Source organism: Pacificimonas sp. ICDLI1SI03 (assembly GCF_054740865.1).
In genome coordinates, this window is the sequence record NZ_JBSQAU010000001.1 from 2,069,641 (window position 1) to 2,090,928 (window position 21,288).

At 63.0% G+C, this 21,288-nt stretch carries 23 protein-coding genes; 8 read left to right on the forward strand and 15 right to left on the reverse strand.

Translation table 11 applies throughout. The features are described from left to right. Nucleotides 1-62: 62 nt before the first annotated feature. Complete coding sequence (locus ACSMXM_RS10050) at nt 63-860, forward strand: DUF3298 and DUF4163 domain-containing protein (RefSeq protein WP_460315824.1); 798 nt, start codon at nt 63-65, stop codon at nt 858-860. A 123-nt stretch (nt 861-983) separates the two neighbouring features. Here the strand turns inward: ACSMXM_RS10050 and map are convergent, their stop codons facing one another. After that, nucleotides 984-1,817 carry a type I methionyl aminopeptidase gene (gene map, locus ACSMXM_RS10055; RefSeq protein WP_460315825.1) on the reverse strand — a complete coding sequence of 278 codons (834 nt, stop codon included), beginning with the start codon at nt 1,815-1,817 and terminating at the stop codon, nt 984-986. A gap of 47 nt (nt 1,818-1,864) precedes the next feature. Here map and ACSMXM_RS10060 point away from each other — a divergent pair, with 47 nt between their 5' ends. Then, nucleotides 1,865-2,620, forward strand: coding sequence for a competence/damage-inducible protein A (locus tag ACSMXM_RS10060; protein ID WP_460315827.1), 756 nt, complete (start codon nt 1,865-1,867; stop codon nt 2,618-2,620). A gap of 22 nt (nt 2,621-2,642) precedes the next feature. Here ACSMXM_RS10060 and ACSMXM_RS10065 read toward each other — a convergent pair whose 3' ends face one another. From ACSMXM_RS10065 to ACSMXM_RS10125, 13 genes are all read right to left on the reverse strand, one after another. After that, nucleotides 2,643-3,521 carry a class I SAM-dependent methyltransferase gene (locus ACSMXM_RS10065; RefSeq protein ID WP_460315829.1) on the reverse strand — a complete coding sequence of 293 codons (879 nt, stop codon included), beginning with the start codon at nt 3,519-3,521 and terminating at the stop codon, nt 2,643-2,645. Beyond that, nucleotides 3,518-4,747 (reverse strand): M16 family metallopeptidase, encoded by a 1,230-nt coding sequence (locus ACSMXM_RS10070; RefSeq protein ID WP_460315830.1) that lies wholly within the window; start codon nt 4,745-4,747, stop codon nt 3,518-3,520. The genes ACSMXM_RS10065 and ACSMXM_RS10070 overlap by 4 nt, the downstream gene beginning before the upstream one ends. Then, nucleotides 4,748-6,145, reverse strand: coding sequence for a threonine synthase (thrC, locus tag ACSMXM_RS10075; protein WP_460315831.1), 1,398 nt, complete (start codon nt 6,143-6,145; stop codon nt 4,748-4,750). Nucleotides 6,146-6,202: 57 nt separating this feature from the next. Further along, nucleotides 6,203-6,814 carry an SURF1 family cytochrome oxidase biogenesis protein gene (locus ACSMXM_RS10080; RefSeq protein ID WP_460315832.1) on the reverse strand — a complete coding sequence of 204 codons (612 nt, stop codon included), beginning with the start codon at nt 6,812-6,814 and terminating at the stop codon, nt 6,203-6,205. After that, nucleotides 6,811-7,233 carry a DUF983 domain-containing protein gene (locus ACSMXM_RS10085; protein ID WP_460315834.1) on the reverse strand — a complete coding sequence of 141 codons (423 nt, stop codon included), beginning with the start codon at nt 7,231-7,233 and terminating at the stop codon, nt 6,811-6,813. Before ACSMXM_RS10085 ends, ACSMXM_RS10080 begins: the two co-directional genes overlap by 4 nt. Nucleotides 7,234-7,299: 66 nt before the next feature. Continuing rightward, entirely contained in the window at nt 7,300-8,130 is an 831-nt protein-coding gene (locus ACSMXM_RS10090) for a cytochrome c oxidase subunit 3 (protein ID WP_460315835.1), read from the reverse strand. Nucleotides 8,131-8,217: 87 nt separating this feature from the next. Further along, nucleotides 8,218-8,793, reverse strand: coding sequence for a cytochrome c oxidase assembly protein (locus tag ACSMXM_RS10095; protein WP_460316402.1), 576 nt, complete (start codon nt 8,791-8,793; stop codon nt 8,218-8,220). A 5-nt stretch (nt 8,794-8,798) separates the two neighbouring features. Further along, nucleotides 8,799-8,924, reverse strand: coding sequence for a hypothetical protein (locus ACSMXM_RS10100; protein ID WP_460315836.1), 126 nt, complete (start codon nt 8,922-8,924; stop codon nt 8,799-8,801). Further along, nucleotides 8,921-9,868: a heme o synthase gene (locus ACSMXM_RS10105; protein WP_460315838.1), complete on the reverse strand. Its 948-nt coding sequence runs from the start codon at nt 9,866-9,868 to the stop codon at nt 8,921-8,923. Before ACSMXM_RS10105 ends, ACSMXM_RS10100 begins: the two co-directional genes overlap by 4 nt. After that, complete coding sequence (gene ctaD, locus ACSMXM_RS10110; RefSeq protein ID WP_460315839.1) at nt 9,868-11,526, reverse strand: cytochrome c oxidase subunit I; 1,659 nt, start codon at nt 11,524-11,526, stop codon at nt 9,868-9,870. The genes ACSMXM_RS10105 and ctaD overlap by 1 nt, the downstream gene beginning before the upstream one ends. A gap of 25 nt (nt 11,527-11,551) precedes the next feature. Further along, nucleotides 11,552-12,685, reverse strand: coding sequence for a cytochrome c oxidase subunit II (coxB, locus tag ACSMXM_RS10115; protein ID WP_460315840.1), 1,134 nt, complete (start codon nt 12,683-12,685; stop codon nt 11,552-11,554). Nucleotides 12,686-12,805: 120 nt separating this feature from the next. Further along, on the reverse strand, nt 12,806-13,333 hold the full coding sequence (locus ACSMXM_RS10120) for a DUF421 domain-containing protein (protein WP_460315842.1): 528 nt from the start codon (nt 13,331-13,333) through the stop codon (nt 12,806-12,808). 122 nt (nt 13,334-13,455) lie between these two features. Next, a complete protein-coding gene (locus tag ACSMXM_RS10125) occupies nt 13,456-15,450 on the reverse strand; it encodes a TonB-dependent receptor (protein ID WP_460315844.1) in 1,995 nt (664 codons plus the stop codon). A gap of 116 nt (nt 15,451-15,566) precedes the next feature. On the opposite strand from ACSMXM_RS10125, the gene ACSMXM_RS10130 reads away from it, so the two are divergent. Beyond that, nucleotides 15,567-16,163 carry a nitroreductase family protein gene (locus ACSMXM_RS10130; RefSeq protein ID WP_460315846.1) on the forward strand — a complete coding sequence of 199 codons (597 nt, stop codon included), beginning with the start codon at nt 15,567-15,569 and terminating at the stop codon, nt 16,161-16,163. 12 nt (nt 16,164-16,175) lie between these two features. On the opposite strand, the gene ACSMXM_RS10135 is transcribed toward ACSMXM_RS10130, so the two are convergent. Next, nucleotides 16,176-17,156, reverse strand: a complete 981-nt coding sequence (locus ACSMXM_RS10135; protein ID WP_460315848.1) for a zinc transporter ZntB — start codon at nt 17,154-17,156, stop codon at nt 16,176-16,178. A 120-nt stretch (nt 17,157-17,276) separates the two neighbouring features. Between ACSMXM_RS10135 and ACSMXM_RS10140 the strand changes: the two genes are divergently transcribed. The 5 genes from ACSMXM_RS10140 (at nt 17,277) to atpA (ending at nt 21,179) form a co-directional block, all read left to right on the forward strand. Further along, entirely contained in the window at nt 17,277-17,630 is a 354-nt protein-coding gene (locus ACSMXM_RS10140) for a GntR family transcriptional regulator (RefSeq protein WP_460315850.1), read from the forward strand. A 136-nt stretch (nt 17,631-17,766) separates the two neighbouring features. Further along, a complete protein-coding gene (gene msrB, locus ACSMXM_RS10145) occupies nt 17,767-18,273 on the forward strand; it encodes a peptide-methionine (R)-S-oxide reductase MsrB (protein WP_460315851.1) in 507 nt (168 codons plus the stop codon). Continuing rightward, on the forward strand, nt 18,273-18,899 hold the full coding sequence (gene msrA, locus ACSMXM_RS10150) for a peptide-methionine (S)-S-oxide reductase MsrA (RefSeq protein ID WP_460315853.1): 627 nt from the start codon (nt 18,273-18,275) through the stop codon (nt 18,897-18,899). Before msrB ends, msrA begins: the two co-directional genes overlap by 1 nt. 206 nt (nt 18,900-19,105) lie before the next feature. Then, the gene (locus ACSMXM_RS10155; RefSeq protein ID WP_460316403.1) at nt 19,106-19,645 is read left to right on the forward strand and encodes a F0F1 ATP synthase subunit delta; all 540 of its coding nucleotides are present in this window, start codon (nt 19,106-19,108) and stop codon (nt 19,643-19,645) included. A 4-nt stretch (nt 19,646-19,649) separates the two neighbouring features. Next, nucleotides 19,650-21,179, forward strand: coding sequence for a F0F1 ATP synthase subunit alpha (gene atpA / locus ACSMXM_RS10160; protein WP_460315854.1), 1,530 nt, complete (start codon nt 19,650-19,652; stop codon nt 21,177-21,179). The last annotated feature ends 109 nt before the right edge of the window (nt 21,180-21,288 follow it).

Sequence of the window (21,288 nt, forward strand, 5' to 3'; positions counted from 1 at the left end):
GGTTTTTCGCTTTCGCGGGAATGACGTATAGGGTCGACAGCCTGCTTGAATGGAGACCTGTTATGCGCCCGATTATCGCTGCCCTCGCATCATTGGCGCTGCTTTCCGCCTGCGACGGAGAGCCTGCGAACGACACCTCGACTGCGTCGGCGGAGCCCGGCGACCTGGATACGGACCGGGACGAGGAGCGCGACGAACCCATCTTGGCGGAAGACCTGATCCTGGATGAATATTCCCCCACCATGGAATTTGAATGGAGCGTGCCAGCCCTTATCGGCCGCTATCCGAAACTGCTGGAAACGCTTCGACAGAGGGCGGAGGCCACCCGCTCGGACTTGGCGGAGACCGCACGCGAGCAGGCGCAGTTCCGCGCAGAGGAAGAATTGCCGCCCCAGGCCGTCATGCACGATGAACGCTGGCGCGTTGCGTTTCGCAATCCCGCGTTGATCAACCTACAGGTCGAGGCGCACAATTATACCGGCGGTGCGCATCCCAATTCCTTTTTCCAAAGCAAGTTCTGGGACACGGAGGAGCAGCGGGAGGTGGAATTCTCCGACCTCTTCATCAATTGGCCGGTTGCGCGTGACACGCTGTCGAAACGCTATTGTGCGGCCCTGGACGAGATGCGCAGCGAACGCCGCGATGGGAGGACGGCATCCGCCGATTTCGAAGAATGTCCCGATCTGGACGAACAACCCATCGCACTGATCGGCCCACGCGGGGGAGAGCCGAACGGCATGACCGTACTTCTGTCGCCCTATGTCGCAGGGCCCTATGCGGAGGGGCCTTATGAAGTATCGATCAGTTTCGACCGGGACCTGCAGGAAACGCTGAAAGCACGCTATCGCGGCGAAGGTTAAGGACGGAAGTTTGTCCTGCGGATGGCGGTTGGCAACGAGCAGTCGGCGGGTACGGTCGCCGGGAAGTGGCGATAGACCGGCCAACTCTCCCTTGCGCGCCAGGCTCCCACTCAGGCGCCGCCGCTAAACGGCGTAGGGCGGCCGGTCGAGGCCCTTGGGCGATTTCGTAAAAATCTCTGCGCCTTCTTCGGTTATGCCGATGGAATGTTCGAATTGCGCCGATAATTGCCGGTCGCGCGTCACCGCCGTCCAGCCGTCGCCCAGCACCTTCACGCCGTCCTTGCCCAGATTGATCATGGGTTCGATGGTGAAGAACATGCCGGGGCGCAGCAGCGGGCCGGTGCCGGGACGGCCAGCATGAACGACGCTCGGTTCATCGTGAAATTTCTGTCCCAGGCCGTGACCGCAAAAATCCCTGACAACGGAGCAACGCTCGCCCTCGGCATAGCTTTGGATCGCATGGCCAATATCGCCCAGATGGGCACCGGGCTTTGCCGCCTCGATGCCCAGCATCAGGCAGTCATAGGTAATGTCGACCAGGCGCTTTGCCTTCACCGAAACATCGCCGACCAGGAACATCCGGCTGGTATCGCCGTGCCAGCCGTCGACGATCACGGTGATGTCGATATTGACGATATCGCCCTTCACCAGCTTCTTGGACGATGGGATGCCGTGGCAGACGACATGATTGATGCTGATGCAGCTGGAGTGCGAATAGCCGCGGTAGAAAATCGTCGCGGGGACGGCGCCTGCGGCGCGCACGAATTCATAAATGCGGTCATCCAGTTCGCGCGTCACCGCACCCGGCACGACGTGCGGCGCAATCATGTCCAGCGCACTGGCGGCCAGCTGACCCGCCACGCGCATCCCTTCAAAGGCAGATGGCCCGTGCAGCTTTATGCCGTCGCCGGCAAGGCGGACGTCATCCCGCGCGCGATCCTTTGTCAAAACGTCCATGTCTCGCTGCTTCCTTCCTGCCGCTGTGCGCGTTATGCCTGACGCCCATGCCTGATCGAACCAAAATCTGGACCGCCGGTCTGATCGTCATCGGTGACGAGATCCTTTCCGGCCGTACCCAGGACGCCAACACCGCCTACATCGCCAAATGGCTGAATGTCGAGGGGATCGAGCTGAAGGGCGTCGAGATCGTCCCTGACGAGATGGGGCGCATCATAGAGGCGGTCAACCGGGGGCGGGCATCTTACGACTATCTCTTTACCACCGGCGGCATCGGACCGACTCACGATGACATTACCGTCGATGCCGTGGCGCAGGCATTGCAGCGGGCCGTTGTGATCCATCCTGAGGCAAAACGGATTCTTGAGGGCTATTATGGCGACCGTATCTCCACCGCACGCATGCGCATGGCGCGTGTGCCGGAGGGGGCGGAGCTGATCCCCAATCCGGTTTCCGGCGCACCCGGCATCCGGATCGACAATATCTTCATGATGGCCGGCGTTCCGAAGATCACGCAGGGCATGCTGGCGGGCATCGCCGGCACATTGGCCGGGGGGCAGCCGGTGCTGGACCGCTCAGTCGGCGCCTGGGTGGGGGAAACTGCGGTGGCCGATGTCCTCAGCGCCGTGGAAAGTGAGAAGCCGGGCGTGCAGATCGGCTCCTACCCCTTCTGGCGAGAGGGCAAGGTCGGTTCGAACTTCGTCATCCGCGCGCGTGAACGCCAGATTCTGGATGACGCCGCAGAGCGCCTGATGACCGCGCTGCGCGCCGTGGACGTCGATCCGATAGACGGCGCGATCTAAGGCCGCCGCCTCCCGCCGCTGATCAGACTGGCATCCACCGCGCAAAGATCGCCGTGGGCAGCAGCAGTCCCCGGGCCTGTTCTCGCACGGTCATCTCGCCCATCTCGATCCGCCCCTTCGGCAGCACTTCCTTCATCAGCACGCCCAAAGACAGCGCCGACATGCGCACCGCATAGGCGGTCAGCACCAGATATTTGGAATTCTCGTCCACCAGACCCGCCAGCGCGCGCAGCAACTCAGGCAGCGTCTCGGTCAGTTCCCAGCGCTCGCCCTTCGGCCCGCGCCCGAATTTCGGCGGATCGAGCACGATGCCGTCATAGCGCCTGCCGCGCCGCACCTCCCGCTCTGCATATTTCAGCGCATCTTCTACCAGCCAGCGGATCGGCCGGTCCTGCATTCCGCTCAGCGCCTGATTATCGCGTGCCGCCGCCACGGCCTTTTTCGACGCATCGACATGGGTCACCTTTGCGCCGCGGTCGGCCAGGATCAGCGACCCGACGCCGGTATAACCGAACAGGTTCATCACCTCGTCATTCGCCGTCGTCCGTGACGCCATCCAGTCCCATTGCGGCGCCATGTCGGGAAAGAAGGCCAGATGCCGGAATGGCGTATTCGCGGCATGGAAACGCACATTGCCGCGCGCCAGCGGCCAGCTTTCCGGTACACCGTCCGCCAAATGCCAGCGTCCGCCGCCATCCGCATCGGCAGCGGGCAGGAACTCACCGTCCGCCTGCCAGTCGTCCGTCGCGGGCCTCCACATGGCCTGCGGCTCCGGCCGGATAAAACTGTACGGCCCATAGCGTTCCAGTTTTCGCCCGTCGCCTGAATCGACCAATGTGTACGCTTCGTGCGGTTCCGCGATCAGCGTTTTCAGCTCGGGCGTTTCAGGATTCGCGGTCATGCCGCCGCCTTCAGCGCTCCCGCGCCGATGGTTGCGATCGCCGGCTCACCCGACAGCATCGCGGCCCCGGCGGCGCGTACTTCTTCCAGCGTCAGCCGGTCGATCTGTTCGACGACCTCGGACGGTTCGATGGTCTTGCCGTGGATCAAAACCTGCCGCGCGACGTAGCCGGCCTGTCCCTCGCAGTTTTCCAGCGCCATCAGCAGTCCCGATTTCGCAAGAGCGCGCGCGCGGTCCAGTTCCGCCTGGGTCAGCGTATCGACCGCCCCTTCCAGCACCTCCCGCATCAACGCCATCGCATCATCCGCATCACGTTTGCGCGCGGCGGCATAGGCGGTAAAAAGGCCAGCATCGGCAAAGGGCGTATGCGATGCAAACACGCTATAGGCCAGGCCGCGCTCCTCGCGCAGTTCCTGGAACAGTCGCGACGACATGCCGCCGCCAACGGCTTCACCGAACAACCGCGCCGCAAACAGGGTTTTGTCAGTCAGCGACGGCCCGGCAAAGCCCAGCGTCAGGTGCGCCTGTTCCGTTGCGCGGTCGCGGTGCATCTGGCCATTCCGGAACCGGGCGACCTCCGCCACCGGGGCGCTTCCGCCGCTCATATCGCCGAAACAAGCTTCCGCCTCTTTGACGATACGGTCATGATCCAGCTTTCCGGCTGCCACGACCAGCATCGTTGCCGGACGATAATGCCGATCCGCCCAGGACCGCAAATCGCCGCCGGTCAGCCCTTCGACGCTTGCCTCGTCGCCCAGGATAGAGCGGCCAAGCGCCTGGTCCGGAAACGCCACCTCCTGCAGATCGTCGAACACCAGATCGCTGGCATTGTCGCGCACCTCGCCCAGTTCCTGCAGCACGACCTGCTTTTCCCGGACCAGTTCGTCCTCATCCAGATGTGGGCGACGGATCATGTCGGCAATGACGGACAGGCCCAACGGGGCATCCTCGGCGAGGAGGCGCGCGGAAAACACCGTCCCCTCGCGCCCGGTCATGGCGTTCAGTTCGCCGCCGACATCTTCGACCACCTCGGCCAGTTGCCGCGCCGAACGGCCACCCGCCCCCTTGAACACCATATGTTCGAACAGGTGCGCGAGGCCGTTCTCGCGCGCCGTTTCGTGCCGTGATCCGGCATCCGCATGCACGGCAACGGCGATGGTCTCGACACTGGGCATTTCCCGCGTGACGACACGCAGACCGTTGGGAAGAATGGTCAGCCGCTGCATCTAGCTGCGCGCGCGGGCATGTTCGGCAACGAATGCGGCAATCGCCTCATAACTGCCCGGCAGGGTGGTGCAGCGCTCCTCCCGGTCCATCAGGCTACCCAGACGTGCGGGCAGGCGCGGCCGTTCTCCGGCGGCGCGTTCCACTGCGTCGCCGAACTTCGCCGGATGCGCGGTGGCCAGCGTCACGACCGGCACATCGGGCGCGATGTCGCTGCCTCGCGCCGCTGCCAGGCCGATGGCCGTGTGCGGATCGATCAGCTGCCCGCTCGCCTCCCGCGCCCAGCGCAGCGCCATGGACATATCCTCCGCATCGATGCGGGCGGATGTGAAAAGACTGCTGCCGATCCGCATATCCTCTGGAATGGTCATGCGGCGGTCCGTCTCGAAACTAGTCATCATGCGCGCAAGCGCGGGTCCGTCGCGTCCGCCCAGGTCGAACAGCAGTCGCTCGAAATTCGACGACACCTGTATGTCCATCGACGGGGCGGCCGTGGCCGTCACATCGCCGACACTGTAATCTCCGGCCGAAAGCGCGCGGTGCAGAATATCGTTGACGTTCGTCGCGACGATCAGCCGCTCTATCGGCAGGCCCATTTGCGCGGCGACATACCCGGCAAAGACATCGCCGAAATTGCCGGTGGGTACACTGAACGCGACCTTCCGGTGCGGCGCGCCCAGCCGCACGGCGGCGTAGAAATAATAGACCACCTGCGCCATCAGGCGCGCCCAATTGATGGAATTCACCGCGCTCAGGTCAAAGCGTGCATTCATCGCGGGGTCGCCAAACATGCGCTTCACATGCGCCTGTGCGTCGTCAAAGCTGCCCTCTATGGCAATATTATAGACGTTGGGGGCGACGATGGTCGTCATCTGCCTGCGCTGCACGTCGGAAATGCGCCCCTTGGGGTGCATCATGAAGACGTCGACAGTATCCAGACCCGCCAGCGCATGGATCGCCGCGCTGCCCGTATCCCCGGACGTCGCGCCGATAATGGTCAGGTGCCGGTCGCTCTTGTCCAGAAAGCGCGCGAATAATTGTCCCAGCAATTGCAGCGCGACATCCTTGAACGCCAGCGTCGGGCCATGGAACAGTTCCAGCATCCATTGCTGCGCGTCCAGTTGCAACAGTGGCGTGATCGCCGCATGCGCAAAGCTGCCATAGGCTTCCTTCGCCAGTGCGCGAAACTCATCCTCGTTCAGGCTGCCCGCCACGAACGGCGCACAGATACGCACGCAGGTTTCGACATAATCCAGACCGGCCAGATCGGCGATCTGCTCGCGCGAAAGGGTCGGCCAGGCCTGCGGCACATACAGCCCGCCATCGTTCGCCAGACCGGCGAGCGTAACGTCTTGGAACGAAAGCGTGGGCGCAGTACCGCGCGTGGAAATATATTGCATGGTGGCGCGCGACTTAACGGCGCACGGGGCCGCCCGCAATGTCGGCGCGCAATCCGATCATACCTTACGGCCCCGCCGCCAGCCGCGCACATAGACCAAATAGATGATCGCCAGCGTCGCGGCAAAGCCGAACCACTGCACGGCATAGGCCATGTGATTGTCCGGAATGTCCTCCGTCGTCGGAATGCGGCTCTGCGAAAGACTCGCAAGGGGGGGCGCAGCGATCATGACATAGGGGATCACGTCTCCCTCGTTCGCACGCGACCGGTCATGACGCGCCAGGCCCATGACCGGCACCGCCTCACCCCTTGGCAGGGGCACCGTGCGATCCGGGCGCGCGTCCCAGCCAAGGTTCACCTCGATCGTCCTGACGGAGGGGCCGGGACGGCAGTCGGCAAAATAGCTATAGCCTGCCGCCCCGGACGCATTGCGGCCCGCCTTTGCAACGGCATCGCCGACGAACTGACAGCTTGTCCGGATATGGCGGAAATCCAGTGTGTCCGGCCAATCCGCGCCCTCGATGGTCACCGTCGGCAGGTCCGGGCTGGCCGACAGCGCCGCCAACATCGCCGCCTTTTCATCCGCCCGGCCCAATTGCCAAATTCCCAGCGCGATAAGCACGGGCACGGCCAGAACGACCATGATGGTCGGCACCAGCGGCAGCTTCACGATTTCAATTCGCCGATACGCGCGTCATTCTTATATTCCAGTGCCAGCAACAGGCCCTTCGATGCGCGGAGGCCCAGAATGGCCAGTCCGATGATCACGGCCGTCCAAAGCGGCGCGTTAATCCAGATCGGCACGTTCAGGACGAAATGGCAAACCAGAATGCCGATCATCCCGACGACGTTCAGCAAAAAGATCAGGAACACGGTCGCGCCGTCGCCGACGTTGAACTGTTCCAGGTCCAGCGCGCATTCGGGACATTTGTCCTTGAACACGATCAACTGCCTGAAGATCGCGCCCTTGCGGCAGCGCGGACATTTTCCCGCGAACGCGGCGCCGACATCTACACGCTTCCCCGGGCCGCCCTCATGGTACGGCCCATTGGCGGCTGCTTCGGTAGGCGCTGGATCCGGTTTCTTCAAATAGAATATCCGCGATTGAGAGGGGCTCCCTCGCCTTGCCCCTCCCGCTGGGGAGGGGGCGTCGAATCAGCCCCCGTGCATACCGGCCGCCGCTCCAAAGTCCGAACCCCACACATAGATGGAGATGAACAGGAACAGCCAGACCACGTCGACGAAGTGCCAGTACCAGGCCGCCGCCTCAAATCCGAAATGATGCTTCGGCGTGAAGTCACCCTTATAGGTACGGATCAGGCAGACGATCAGGAAGATGGTGCCGACGATGACATGGAATCCGTGGAAGCCGGTCGCCATGTAGAAGGTCGAGCCATAGATATTGCCCGCGAAACCAAAGGCCGCGTGGGCATATTCATAGGCCTGCACACAGCTGAACAGCACGCCCAGAATGATGGTCAGCCACAGGCCGCGCTTCAGCCCGTCGCGGTCACCCTCGATCAGCGCATGGTGCGCCCACGTCACGGTGGTGCCCGACAGCAGCAGGATCAGCGTATTCAGCAGCGGATAGACGAACGGATCAAGCACCTCGATACCCTCAGGCGGCCAGACACCGCCAACCGCCGAAGCGGTGGAAGGATAAAGCGAGGCATCGAAATAGGCCCAGAACCATGCAACGAAGAACATCACCTCCGATGCGATGAACAGGATCATGCCATAGCGGTGATGCAGTTGCACGACGGGCGTGTGATCGCCGCTGTTCGCCTCCCGCACGACATCGGCCCACCAGCTGTAGAAAACGAACAGGATGCCCAGCATACCGACGCCGAAAACCCAGCCGCCAAAGGCGACTTCATGCATCCACATGACCGCCCCGGCCGCCGCGATCAGCGAGGAGACCGCCGCCATCAGCGGCCATGGGCTCGCGGGGAGAATGTGAAAATCGTGATTCTTGACGCCGGCCATCATTTATTCCTGTTCGTCGTTCCTGTTCGGTCTCGTTGTCCGTTCCGTTCCGGCAAAGCGCGCAATGCGGTTCACGCGCCCGCGCGTTCACGATGGTCCGGGTGACGATCCCATGTTCGTGGTGGAGGTACTAGCGGTGTCGGTGCGCGCTGGGAAGAAGGTATAGGAGAGCGTGATCTCCTCGATCCGGCTGCCATCGGCATCGTCGAGGATCGCTGGATCGATATAGTAGGTCAGCGGCATCGAAACGGACTGGCCGGGCTGCAGCGTCTGCTCATCGAAGCAGAAACATTGCACCTTCACGAAATATTCGCCCGCCGTATCCGGCGTGACATTGAACGTCGCAACCCCTGTGATCGGCTCATCGGTCAAATTCGTCGCCTGATAAAAGGCCATCTTGCGCTCACCGATATTCAGCGTGACCTTCTGCTGCACGGGCTCAAACTCCCAGCCGAGCGAGGGCGAGACATTGGCGTCGAAGCGCACGTCGATCGGCACATCGGTTGCCACCACCTGCGTTGCCGCTTCGGCACGCTTCGTCGCGCCGCCAAAGCCCGTGACCTGGCAGAACACCTGGTAAAGGGGAACGCTGGCATAGGCCAGGCCCAGCATGGCGACGGCGCCGCCTGCGGAAATCAGGGCTGTCCGGGTTGTGGCCGCCATCGTCATCAGATTTTCATCCTGACGATGGTAATCGCGTAAAACAGAACCGCGAGCGCGATCAGTATCCCGCCCAGCACATAATTGCGTTGCTTGCGGCGGCGCGCCAGTTCGGCTTCCTCTTCGGGGGTCATGCGAAGATCACTCTGTCAGCAGCCAGCACGCCAAACAGCGCGAAGAGATACACGATGGAAAAAGCGAAAAGGCGTTTTTCGGGCTTCATCTCTGCCGGCTCTTCGGTACGGTTCAAATAGACCTGCAGGCTAAGAATCGCGAAGATCAGACCAAGCGCGGCAGCGGCCACTCCATAAAGAACGTCCGCCAGTCCCAACGCCCAAGGCGCGAGGCTCGCCGCGACCAGCAGCGGTGTATAGATGAATTGCTGCTTCCTCGTTTCCCGTAGGCCATGCGTGACCGGCAGCATGGGAACGCCGGCTTTTTCATAATCAGATTCGATGAACAGGGCGAGCGCCCAGAAGTGCGGCGGCGTCCACAAAAAGATGATACCGAACATCAACAGCGGCATGATCGTCACATCGCCCGTGGCGGCAGCCCAGCCGATCATCGGCGGAAACGCGCCGGCAGCGCCGCCGATGACGATGTTCTGCGGTGTGCGGCGCTTCAGCCAGACCGTATAAATCAGAACGTAGAAGAGAATGGACGCCAGAAGGATCGCCGCCGCGACGACGTTCACGACCAGCGCCATCAGGGAGACTGACGATACCGCCAGCACCATGGCGAAACCGAATGCGGACTGTTTCGTCAAAGTGCCACTTGGCAGGGGGCGCGTCGCCGTGCGCTTCATGCGCGCGTCGAGGTCGGCCTCGTACCATTGATTGAACGCCCCGGCGGCCCCGCCGGCCACGGCAATGCACAGGATCGCCGTGAAACCGATAATGGGGTTTACCGCCACGGGCGCGGCGATCAGGCCGCAAAGCGCGGTATAGACCACCAGTAGCATGACGCGAGGCTTCGTCAGCGCAAGATAATCGCGCCAATCGCCATATTCGGGCAGCACGGCACCGCCCCCCAGCGGGAGCGCTGGCGCCGCCGCTGGAGAGATCGGCGCACCTGCCATTACTTGATCTCTGGCAGGGTTTCGAACTGGTGGAACGGCGGCGGTGACGTCAGCGTCCATTCCAGTGTCGTTGCCCCTTCGCCCCATGGGTTGTTCGGCGCCTTCCGCCCTGCGGCCAGCGAGACGATGATGTTCAGGAAGAACGGGATCAGACCCGCAGCCATGATCATATACCCATAGGTCGCGATCTCATTATACCCGGCGTACTGGTCCGGATAATCCGGGATACGCCGCGGCATGCCATCCTGTCCCAGGAAGTGCATCGGGAAGAACAGCACGTTCACGCCGACGAAGAAGATCCAGAAGTGCAGCTTGCCGAGCAGCTCGTTGTACATCTTGCCCGTGAACTTCGGCCACCAATAATACCAGGCGGCAAAGATCGCGAAGACGGCACCAAGCGACAGAACATAGTGGAAGTGCGCGACCACATAATAGGTGTCGTGCATATAGGTGTCGACGCCGGCATTCGACAGGATGACGCCGGTAACGCCGCCCAGCGTGAACATCACGATGAAGCCGATCGCCCACAGCATTGGCGTTTCGAAGGAGATGGAGCCGCCCCACATGGTGGCGATCCACGAGAAGATCTTCACGCCCGTTGGGACCGCGATGATCATGGTCGCCGCCGTGAAGTACAGCTTCACGTTCACATCCATGCCCACGGTGTACATGTGGTGTGCCCAGACGACGAAGCCGATGAAGCCGATGGCGACCATGGCATAGGCCATGCCGAGATAGCCAAAGGCAGGCTTACGGCTGAACGTCGCGATGACCTGGCTGATAATGCCGAAACCGGGCAGAATCATGATGTAGACCTCGGGGTGACCGAAGAACCAGAACAGATGCTGATACAGCACCGGATCACCGCCACCTGCGGGATCGAAGAAGGTCGTACCGAAATTACGGTCCGTCAGCAGCATGGTGATGGCGCCCGCAAGAACCGGCAGGGCCAGCAGCAGCAGCCATGCCGTCACCAGCACCGACCACACGAACAGCGGCATTTTGTGCATCGTCATGCCGGGTGCGCGCATGTTGAAGATAGTCGTGATGAAGTTGATGGCGCCGAGGATCGACGATGCACCGGCAAGGTGCAGCGACAGGATGGCGAGGTCGACCGCCGGACCGGGATGACCATAGGTCGACAGCGTCGGATAGACGGTCCAGCCGGTACCCGCGCCGTCATAACCGGCAGGGCCGGGCACGAACTGGCTGGACAGCAGCAGCAGGAATGCCGGCACGATCAGCCAGAAGCTGACATTGTTCATGCGCGGAAATGCCATGTCGGGCGCACCGATCATCAGCGGCACGATCCAGTTGCCGAAACCGCCGATCATCGCCGGCATGACCATGAAGAACACCATGATCAGGCCGTGCGCGGTGATGAAGACGTTCCACATATGGTACGCCGCATCGATATTGCCGTCGGTGAACTGAGTGATCACCGTCATGCCCGGATGCATCAGCTCGGCACGCATCAGACCCGAAATACCGCCGCCGATGATACCCGCGATCAGCGCGAAGATCAGGTAGAGCGTGCCGATATCCTTGTGGTTCGTCGACAGAAACCAGCGCGCGAAGAAAGCGGGCTTGTGATCCGCATCATGGGCATGCTCGTCACCGTCATGCGCGGTAAATTCGGTCGGGGCTGCGGTTGCCATGGTTTACTGCCTCAAGCTCTTCGAATTAATTCGTTGGTGCGGATTCGGTGTTCGACTGTTCGACCACCGTGCCCTCAGGCGGCGCGGTATCCGCAGCCGGAAGATCGTCCATCTCGCCGCCAGCACCGGCATCCACGGTAGGCACATCGGGTTCGTCGGCCGTCGCGATGTCTTCTTCGACCAGGTCGGCCGGATCGATGCCGGCATCCTCCTGGCGGGCCGCAACCCAAGCGGCATATTGCGCCGGTTCGACGACTTCCACGACGATGGGCATGAACGCGTGACGCGTGCCGCAAAGCTCTGAGCACTGGCCGTAATATACGCCCGTCTGCTCCGCGTTGAACCAGGTCTCGTTGATCTTGCCCGGCACCGCGTCCATCTTCACCCAGAATGCGGGCATCGCCCAGCTGTGAATGACGTCGACCGAGGTCACGAGAACCTTCACCGTCGCCCCCACCGGCACCACGACCCGGTTGTCGGTCGCCAGCAGGCGCGGCTCGTTCGCAGCAGCAGCCTCTTCGTCCGACAGCATGATTGCGTCGAAAGCGAACCCACCCTCGTCGGGATATTCATATTCCCAATACCATTGATGGCCGATCGCCTTCACAGTCACATCGGCCTCTGGCGGATCATATTGATCGAGAAGCAGCGCGAACGAAGGAACTGCAATGCCCACGAGGATCAGCACCGGCACGACCGTCCACAGCACTTCGATCAGAACATTATGTGTCGTTTTCGACGGCACCGGGTTCGACTTGCGCCGGAATTTCAGCATGGCCCAGGCCAGCAGGCCGAACACGAACAGCGTCACCACAGCCATGATGCTGAGGAGCGCGATGTTGAATCCGTCGGCGCGCTTGCCGAGCGCGGTCACCTGCGGCTGGATATCATATCCGCCGAGCGGCTGGCCCAGCGCCGCGTCTGACATGGTGCCCGCATTGGCGAGACCGCCAACTGCGCTTGGTACCACTGCGGGATCGTCGGGGGTTGCCGCAATGGCTTCTTCCTGCGTCAGGGCGCCGCCGTCACTGGTGGTGACGCCATCCTCTGCAGTGGCGGGGCCTGCGCCCGAGTTCGGCAGTTCTTGCAGCGACTGCGCGCCGGCGCCGGTGGCAAGCATCAGCGCAAATGCGGCTGCGATCGGTGTCAGACGTCCCATCATGTCCCCTGGGGCAAAGGTAAAAGAATCGGGCGCGCAACGCAGGCGTGCGCGCGGTTTGTGCGGCTCCTATAGATAACCACCCTATTCGCCACAAGCGCTAGCTTGCCGCACCTGCGTTCAGACATCGACGCCGCGCACGCCACTGATGACGCGCTCGTCGACCGGCCCCTCGCCGTGCAGGACAGAGATATCGCCCGTCGTCTCAAGAATGACAGCCCGGACGTCGTCCATTTTCAGGGCGTTCGCCTCGCGCAGCTTGGCGATCAGGTCGCTTTCCGCCACGCGGCTCTCTTTCAGGGCGGAGTGAATTATTTCCCCGTCGCGCATCAGCAGAATGGGATGATTCTGCATCACATCCTCCAGAGTATCGGATTTCTTGCGCAGGCGCGCACTCGTAAACTGCACGATAAAAAGCGCGGCCATCGCGATCATCGTCTGCGCGAATGCCGACCATGTCGTCGCCTGCGCGGCGCCTGCCAGCAGCGAGCCGGTCGCGATGGTCATGACGAAATCGAAATTCGTCATTTTGGAAAAGGAGCGCAGGCCGTTGATGCGGACCAGAATCACCACCCACACCATGCCCATCACGGTCAAAAGAAACGCCCGAACGACTAGGTCGAGGGTCGGCTGGTCGGAAAAAAACATATGCAAGGCTTCCTGTCGGCGCGAATATGCCGGGCATTGGTCGATGGGTACGCAACCCCTGCCGGAATGTCCAAGATATTGTCTGAAAAGGAAGACGGCGCCCCTTGCGCCGTACGGTCGCCTTACCGTTGCCAGCGTATCCCGACCCACAGGGTGCGCGGCTGCGCCAGCGACAGCGCGCCGCGTGCGTCGATGCCATCCTCGATGCGGCTATCCGTCAGATTCTCGCCAGCCAGGGTAAGGGCAACGCCGCGCGCCACGGGCAACACCGCGCTGGCGTCCAATTGCACGAAATCATCGAGCAGCCGCTGCTCCAGATCGTCCTCGAACTGGGGCCCGACATAGCGCAGGGATGCGCCGACGCTGCCCCTTTCGCCCAGGCCAACGCGCGCGCCGGCAAAGGCGTGATGTTCGGGGATCTGCGGCGGGCGGAACCCGTCCTGCGCTGCGGTCGGACCACTCCCCTTCTGCTCTGCGTCGGTAAAAGCATAGCTGGCGGTCAGCGACAGGCGGCCAATTTCAGCCTGCGCACTCGCTTCGATACCGCGCGAATCGACCGCGTCCAGGTTGAGGCGCTGGCGATAGCTGCCGAACACGAACCCGCTGCCCGGAAAGACGCCCGGCCCTTCGCCCAGCGTTATATTGCTGATCATGTCCTTCGCGCGGACGACGAAGCCGGTCACGCTCAGCCGCGCGGTCGACAATGGCTGGTAATCGAAGCCCGCCTCCACGCCGCGGCTTTCCTCCGGCCGCAAATCGGCATTCGCTGCCGTCGCATCCGGCCCGACGCGGAAAGGGCGGTAAAGCTCGTTCAGCGTCGGCAGGCGCCAACCGACGTAGCCGGCCGCCCGCAATGTCAGGGCGGGGGTCGCGTCATAGGCCGCCGCCAGCCGTCCCGTCGGTTCCCAGCCGGACCGGTCGCCAAAGGATGTGACGGCGCCCTCCTCCACCAGCCGCCCGCCGTCCAGCCACCAGCGATCCACGCGCGCGCCGGCGGTTAGGGTCAGGTCTTCGGTGGCCTGCCAGCTATCTTCGACGAACAGGCCGACCGTGTTGCTGCGCCCGCCGGCGGTCCTGCCGGACGCGAGGCGCGTACCATCGAAATTGAAGCGTTCCTTCGTTTCACCAGCCGTGTGCCGCCAGTCCGTTCCCAGGCGCAGTTCATGGGCACCGAATGTAGGACGCAGTTCCGCCTTTGCGCCGATGCCGGTCGCTGGCACCGCCTGTTGCAGCGCGGGCTGTTCGGCCGAACGGTCCGCTTCGGTACGGGCGAAGGTGGCGCGGTAATCGCGCGCCTGCACATAGGCGAGCACCTCATACGGCAACGCCCCCCGCGACAGCAATCGGACGCTGCTGTCCGCGCCCTCCATACCGCTGGTGACCAGTGCCTGGCCATTTTGACGGTCGTCACGGAACCAAGCGCCGCGCACCTGCAACTCGCTGGCATTTCCAACGGGAAATACGGCGCGCGCCGAAATGTTCTGCTGTTCATAGGGCGCGCGCGTGTCGACCGCGCCGCGATCCTCCGGCGCTGTGGTGAAATATCCATCGCCCTCTGCATGGCTCGCATCCAGCGCGACGAACCCGTTGCCGACCCGCTCGACCAGAGCAGCACCCAGATCGATCGACTCGCGACTGCCATAGCGCGCCCGAAATGCGCTGGATCGCGCGCCGGGGCCGGCACTGATCAGTTCGATTGTGCCGGACAGTGCGCCTGCGCCGAATGGGCCCGCACCGCCGCCCGTCGTTACTCGCGCCAGGGCCAGGCTTTCCGGCGGGATCCCGGCCCAGGGAATATATCCGGCAAACGGGTCGGCGATCGGCACGCCGTCCAGCAGCACGAGCGTACGTCCCGTTGCATTGCCGCCAATGCCCCGCAGGGTCGCGCCCTGGCTGGTGGCGTTGGAACTGCGCGAGTCCGCACGACGGAACAGCTGGAATCCGGGCACCTGCTCCAATGCATTTTCCAGCTGACCGGAGGGGCTGGCCGTCAATGCGGCGCGCGGAACGAGAACCGTCGCATAGGCGTCCGCCCCCGCCGCCTCCTGGAGCGGCGTGCCCGCCACGACGATATCCTCCTGCGCCGCGGCGGGCGAGGCAAGAAGCGCGGTGGCCAATAGGAATATTCTGAATGACAAGGGGACGCGCGCAGACATCTGATTGGGAAAATCGTCTGCGGCTTGCTAGCTGTATTTCATACGAGTGCAAGCCTCACTGATAATGAAAGCAAGCGATGCCAGAGCAGTTCAACGACCTTTCCACCCCCATGTCCCTTCTCCTGTCGCGCCGTTCCGGCAAGCCGCGCGACATGGTGGAACCCGGCCCCGACGGCGAAGCGCTGAAAAATATCCTGACGGCGGCAACGCGGGTACCGGACCACGGCAAGATTGCCCCCTGGCGCTTCGTCATCATTCCAAAGGATCGCCGCGACGATTTCGCCCGCCTGCTTCATACCGCCTATGCAGAAGAGCGTCCGGACGCAGGCAAGCTTGAGGGCAAGGCCATAGACGATTTCGCGCGGCAGGCGCCGCTTCTCATCACCGTTTTGTTTCGCCCTGATCATTCCCGCTCGATTCCGCTGAAGGAACAGGAATGGAGCGCCGCCGCCGCCGCCATGACGCTGGAACATGCGGTTCATGCGGCGGGCTTCGTGTCGGGCTGGCTGACGGGCTGGGCCGCCTATTCCGACAAGGTGGCGGAGGGGCTGGGCGCGGCTGGCGACACGATCATCGGCTTCATGTTCATCGGGTCGCCCGGAAATGCGCTCACCGAACGGCCGCGCCCGCATCTGGATGACGTCGTGTCAGTCTGGGAACCATCCGCCGGTTAAGGCCGGGCCGCCCTAGCGTTCGTCCTTCTCCGGCAACCAGCGCCGCGCTGCAAACCAGGTCAGGACGATCGCCCCGATCAGGACGCAAAAGGCGACGATGCCCCAGAACGCCCATGGCCGATCGGCGAACGGAATCCCCTCGACATTCATGCCCAACAGGCCGGTGATGAAGGTCAGCGGCAGGAAAATGAAGGCCACGACGGCGATCACCAGGCTTCGCTGATCGATCTTTTCCGCGCGCAGGTCAGTCAATTGCTCATGCAGCAGTGCGGCGCGCTCCCGCACCGCTTCCAGCTCTTCAGTCATGCGCGCAAAGCGGTCAGCCGCCTCGCGAATATGCAGCCTGTCGCCTGCGTCCAGCCAGTCGACATCCAGCGCGGCCAGCACCTGCAGCGCATCGCGGTCGGGCGCCACAAAGCGGCGGTAGGAAATCGCGTCGGAGCGCAGGCCGGTGATGGATCGCCTCAGCCGATAGACGTTACTGATTTCCAGGCGTGTTTCGGCATCGTCCAGCCGGTCGCCCAGCGCGGCCACCTGCGGATCCAGCTCCGTGCTGATGGCGCGTGCGAACACGGCCATCAGGTCGCCCGGGTCGTTGACCCGGCCCGCCTGCACTGCCGTCTGTACGGTTTCGAACGCCGACAGGCGGCGGCGGCTGGCGGAAACGACACGCCCGCTCTGGGCCCACAGGCGGATGGATACCAGCGGGTCGCCGCCCGGCGCGGGCTGTTCGCCGAGGCCGCGCACGTTGACCAGCGCCCCCTCCCCTATTGCATCGCAGCGCGGTCGTGTTTCCGATGCAACCAGCGCGCTGCCCGCGACCGTCGGAATACCCGCCGCCTCCGCCAGCGCAGGCAGCCCCGCCGCGTCCGGCAGATCGGCAATATCATAATGCCACCATTCGAACTCTGTGGTGTCGGACCGCATGATCTGGGGCTTCGGCACGGCGCCATGCCGCGGCGGTTCCAGCTCTGTTTGCGCTATGTCGGCCAAGCGTATTCCTCTCCCCCAACATGCCCGCCATGCGGCAGGGCGCGGCCACGGTCAAGCCGACCAGATGGCGACAGCCGCCCCAGGCTTGACTGGGTTAGTGTTCTATGTTGTTACGACACCATGTGGCAGGACGCTCGACCCATTTATCTACAGATCCGCGACCGGATTTCGGCGGCGATCATCGACGGCGCTTTCGGGGTCGGAGAGGCGCTTCCCTCCGTCCGCGTATTGGCCGCCCGGGAAGAGGTGAATCCGCTGACCGTGTCAAAGGCATATCAGGAGCTGCAGGTCGCAGGCCTGGTAGAGGCACGTCGCGGTCTGGGCCTGTTCGTCATTTCGGGCGCGCGGGAACGCCTCGTCGCTGAGGAGCGGAAGGCCTTTCTAAAGGGCGACTGGCCGCGTATCCGCGCTCATGTCGACCGGCTGGGCCTGGATGTGAAGGAACTGCTGGAGGTCGAGGCCGCCGACGCCTGAGACGCCTGCCGCCCCGCACAGGAGCCATGCGGGGGCAGATCCCGCTTCATTTCGTATAGACAAAGCATGCGGCGATATCGCGCGGGCTCCGGCCAAATCGCGGGTTCATGCGTATTTGGACTGTATGGAAACGAAAATGATCAGCAAACGTGGCTTTCTTTATGGCGGTTTTGGCGCGGCTGCGGTCCTGTCGTTCGGCCCCCTCGTACGCGCCGGGTCACCGGTAAGGGGAGACTTCCGCGTCAGCCTTTCGGACGCCGAATGGAAACGCCGCCTGACGGAGGAGGAATATTATATCCTTCGAGAGGCAGGCACCGAACGCGCCTTCACCTCACCCCTGAATGAAGAAAAGCGCCGCGGCGTCTTCACCTGCGCAGGCTGTGACAATGCGGTCTACACATCTGCCAGGAAATTCGAATCGGGAACTGGCTGGCCCAGTTTTTACGCCCCCGCCGATGCCGGCGCCGTCGGCACATCCGCCGATCGCAGCCTGCTATTGCTGCGGACAGAGGTGCATTGCGCCGATTGCGGCGGCCATCTGGGCCATATTTTCGATGATGGTCCTCCGCCAACCGGGAAGCGGCACTGCATCAACGGCGCTGCTCTCAATTTCACGCCAAAACCAAAGAAGAAGGACGCCTGATGCGCCTTTCCGCCGTGCTCTGCTCCGCCGCGCTGCTCGTGGCATCCGCTGCACCCGCTCAGGAACCTGTCCGCGGCAGCGCACCCTCGTCTGCCGACGCCGAAATCGACCGCGCCTATTTCGCCATGGGCTGCTTCTGGTGCGGCGAGGCCGATTTCGAGAAGGTGCCCGGCGTTAAGGAGGTCGTGTCCGGCTATGCCGGTGGCACGACCCGCAATCCGACCTATGAACAGGTCGGCGCCGGGGGAACGGGCCACATCGAATCGGTCAGCGTCCGCTACGATCCCGCCATCATCAGCTATGGCGAACTGCTCGATATTTTCTGGCGAAATGTCGATCCGCTCGATGATCGCGGCCAGTTCTGCGACAAGGGCGAAAGCTATCTCAGCGCGATTTTCCCTGCCAATGCCGCAGAACGCCGCGCCGCAGAGGCTTCCCTCGCGCGCGTCCAGCAGAAGCTCGGCGAACCTGTCGCGACGAAGATCATCGCTGCCAAGACCTTCTGGCGGGCAGAGGAATATCACCAGGATTATTACAAGAAGAATCCCGTGCGCTATTCCTTCTACCGCGACGGCTGCGGCCGCGATGCCCGGTTGAAGGAGCTGGCGCGGCGCCTGGAAAACTAGCGCAGTCCGGCATCCGAACGGGGTGCAAGGCCTAAGCCGCCTTGCAACATTTCCATCACCATGGTAGCGGCAGCCCGCCGGTACGGAGTCGCCTCCGCGCCGCACTTTGACGTGCGGGGAACGGCAAATCGACATTCATCCCCTGATTCGGCGGAAACGGACACGGCGTGCAAACGGCAGGCACTGATAACAGCGCAAATGCGACGATGGTTCACGGACTTGGGGGACGTTATGCGTCCGCCCTCTTTGACCTCGCGCGCGAACAGAATGCCGCGGATGCGGTGGAAACCTCTCTGGCGAAATTGCGGGAGGCGCTCGACGAATCGGCTGATTTGCGCACCCTCATCACCTCGCCCGTGCTGGGCCGCGAGCAGGCGGCAAAGGGCATGATGGCTGTAGCCGAAAGGATGCAGCTCGATCCCGTCACGATGAAGTTCCTGGGCGTATTGTCAAAAAATCGCCGCCTGTCGGCCCTGCCCCTGATCGTCCGCAATTATCGGCAGCTGGCGGCCAATGCGCGTGGAGAGATCACCGCCGACGTGACCAGCGCCCATGAACTTTCCGAAGACCAGAAGGGCGCGGTAAAGACCGTGCTGCGCGCACGCTTCCATCGCGACGTCGCGCTCAACACGAAGGTCGACCCCTCCATCCTCGGCGGCCTGATCGTTCAGGTCGGCAGCCGCCTCATCGATTCATCCTTGAAGACCAAGCTCGACAATATCGGTCGGGCCATGAAAGGCGCATAAGAACATGGACATTCGCCCGTCTGAGATTTCCGACGTCATCAAGCAGCAGATCGCCGATTTCGGCACCGAAGCGCAGGTTTCCGAGGTGGGCGAAGTGCTCTCCGTCGGTGACGGCATCGCGCGCGTCTACGGCCTCGACCAGGTCCAGGCCGGTGAAATGGTCGAATTCCCCGGCGGGGTGAAGGGCATGGCCCTGAACCTTGAGGCGGACAATGTCGGCGTCGTCATCTTCGGCAATGACGCCGGCATCCGCGAAGGCGACACCGTCAAGCGCACCGGCGAAATCGTCGACGTGCCGGTCGGCAAGGGCCTTCTCGGCCGCGTTGTCGACGGTCTCGGCAACCCCATCGACGGCAAGGGCCCGCTGACCGATGTCACGCGCAGCCTCGTCGAAGTAAAGGCGCCCGGCATCATCCCGCGCACCTCCGTGCACGAACCGATGCAGACGGGCCTGAAGGCTGTCGACGCGCTCGTCCCCGTCGGCCGCGGCCAGCGCGAGCTGATCATCGGCGACCGTCAGACCGGCAAATCCGCCGTCGCCATCGACGCCTTCATTAACCAGAAGGGCGTCAACGCCACGGACGATGAGTCGAAGAAGCTCTACTGCGTCTATGTCGCCATCGGCCAGAAGCGTTCGACCGTCGCGCAGATCGTCCGCGCGCTGGAGGAAAACGGCGCGATGGAATATTCCATCGTCGTCGCCGCCACCGCGTCGGAGCCTGCACCGCTGCAGTATCTCGCTCCCTATACGGGCTGCGCCATGGCGGAATATTTCCGCGACAACGGCATGCACTCGCTGATCGTCTATGACGACCTTTCGAAGCAGGCCGTTGCCTATCGCCAGATGTCACTGCTGCTGCGCCGCCCGCCGGGCCGCGAAGCCTATCCCGGCGACGTTTTCTATCTGCACTCTCGCCTGCTCGAGCGCTCCGCGAAGATGAACGACGCCAATGGCGGCGGTTCCATGACCGCGCTGCCGATCATCGAAACGCAGGCGGGCGACGTGTCGGCCTATATTCCGACGAACGTCATCTCGATCACCGATGGCCAGATCTTCCTGGAAACCGACCTGTTCTATCAGGGCGTCCGCCCCGCGATTAACGTCGGCCTCTCGGTCAGCCGTGTCGGCGGTGCCGCGCAGACGAAGGCGATGAAGAAGGTCGCGGGCTCCATCAAGCTCGACCTCGCTCAGTTCCGCGAGATGGCCGCCTTCGCCCAGTTCGGTTCGGACCTCGATCCTTCGACGCAGCGACTTCTCGCCCGCGGCGAGCGTCTGACGGAGCTGCTGAAGCAGCCGCAGTACAGCCCGATGCCGGTGGAGGAGCAGGTTGTCTCCATCTTCTCTGGTGTGAACGGCTATCTCGACAGCATCCCCGCCAGCGAAGTGACGCGTTTCGAAAGCGCTTTCCTGACCGACATGCGCGCCAACCACGCGAATGTCCTGGAAACGATCCGGAACACCGGAAAGCTGGAGGATGAAACCGCAAACACGCTGCACGAAATCCTGAAGGAATTCGCCCGCACGTTCGCATAGAGTCGATCTTCATCCGGCGACCGCCGGTGTCCGTCGCCGGCGCGGTCGCCCGGATGAGATTGCAAGTTTTGGATCCCGGCCTTTGCCGGGATGACGCCTAGGAAAAAGA

Bases quoted from the DNA above. Each gene is read 5' to 3' on its own strand.
- ACSMXM_RS10050 (WP_460315824.1), top strand. From the start codon at position 63: ATGCGCCCGATTATCGCTGCCCTCGCATCATTGGCGCTGCTTTCCGCC.
- map (WP_460315825.1), bottom strand. From the start codon at position 1,817: ATGGACGTTTTGACAAAGGATCGCGCGCGGGATGACGTCCGCCTTGCC.
- ACSMXM_RS10060 (WP_460315827.1), top strand. From the start codon at position 1,865: ATGCCTGATCGAACCAAAATCTGGACCGCCGGTCTGATCGTCATCGGT.
- ACSMXM_RS10065 (WP_460315829.1), bottom strand. From the start codon at position 3,521: ATGACCGCGAATCCTGAAACGCCCGAGCTGAAAACGCTGATCGCGGAA.
- ACSMXM_RS10070 (WP_460315830.1), bottom strand. From the start codon at position 4,747: ATGCAGCGGCTGACCATTCTTCCCAACGGTCTGCGTGTCGTCACGCGG.
- thrC (WP_460315831.1), bottom strand. From the start codon at position 6,145: ATGCAATATATTTCCACGCGCGGTACTGCGCCCACGCTTTCGTTCCAA.
- ACSMXM_RS10090 (WP_460315835.1), bottom strand. From the start codon at position 8,130: ATGGCCGGCGTCAAGAATCACGATTTTCACATTCTCCCCGCGAGCCCA.
- ACSMXM_RS10095 (WP_460316402.1), bottom strand. From the start codon at position 8,793: ATGGCGGCCACAACCCGGACAGCCCTGATTTCCGCAGGCGGCGCCGTC.
- ACSMXM_RS10100 (WP_460315836.1), bottom strand. From the start codon at position 8,924: ATGACCCCCGAAGAGGAAGCCGAACTGGCGCGCCGCCGCAAGCAACGC.
- ACSMXM_RS10105 (WP_460315838.1), bottom strand. From the start codon at position 9,868: ATGGCAGGTGCGCCGATCTCTCCAGCGGCGGCGCCAGCGCTCCCGCTG.
- ctaD (WP_460315839.1), bottom strand. From the start codon at position 11,526: ATGGCAACCGCAGCCCCGACCGAATTTACCGCGCATGACGGTGACGAG.
- coxB (WP_460315840.1), bottom strand. From the start codon at position 12,685: ATGGGACGTCTGACACCGATCGCAGCCGCATTTGCGCTGATGCTTGCC.
- ACSMXM_RS10120 (WP_460315842.1), bottom strand. From the start codon at position 13,333: ATGTTTTTTTCCGACCAGCCGACCCTCGACCTAGTCGTTCGGGCGTTT.
- ACSMXM_RS10130 (WP_460315846.1), top strand. From the start codon at position 15,567: ATGCCAGAGCAGTTCAACGACCTTTCCACCCCCATGTCCCTTCTCCTG.
- ACSMXM_RS10140 (WP_460315850.1), top strand. From the start codon at position 17,277: ATGTGGCAGGACGCTCGACCCATTTATCTACAGATCCGCGACCGGATT.
- msrB (WP_460315851.1), top strand. From the start codon at position 17,767: ATGATCAGCAAACGTGGCTTTCTTTATGGCGGTTTTGGCGCGGCTGCG.
- msrA (WP_460315853.1), top strand. From the start codon at position 18,273: ATGCGCCTTTCCGCCGTGCTCTGCTCCGCCGCGCTGCTCGTGGCATCC.
- ACSMXM_RS10155 (WP_460316403.1), top strand. From the start codon at position 19,106: ATGGTTCACGGACTTGGGGGACGTTATGCGTCCGCCCTCTTTGACCTC.
- atpA (WP_460315854.1), top strand. From the start codon at position 19,650: ATGGACATTCGCCCGTCTGAGATTTCCGACGTCATCAAGCAGCAGATC.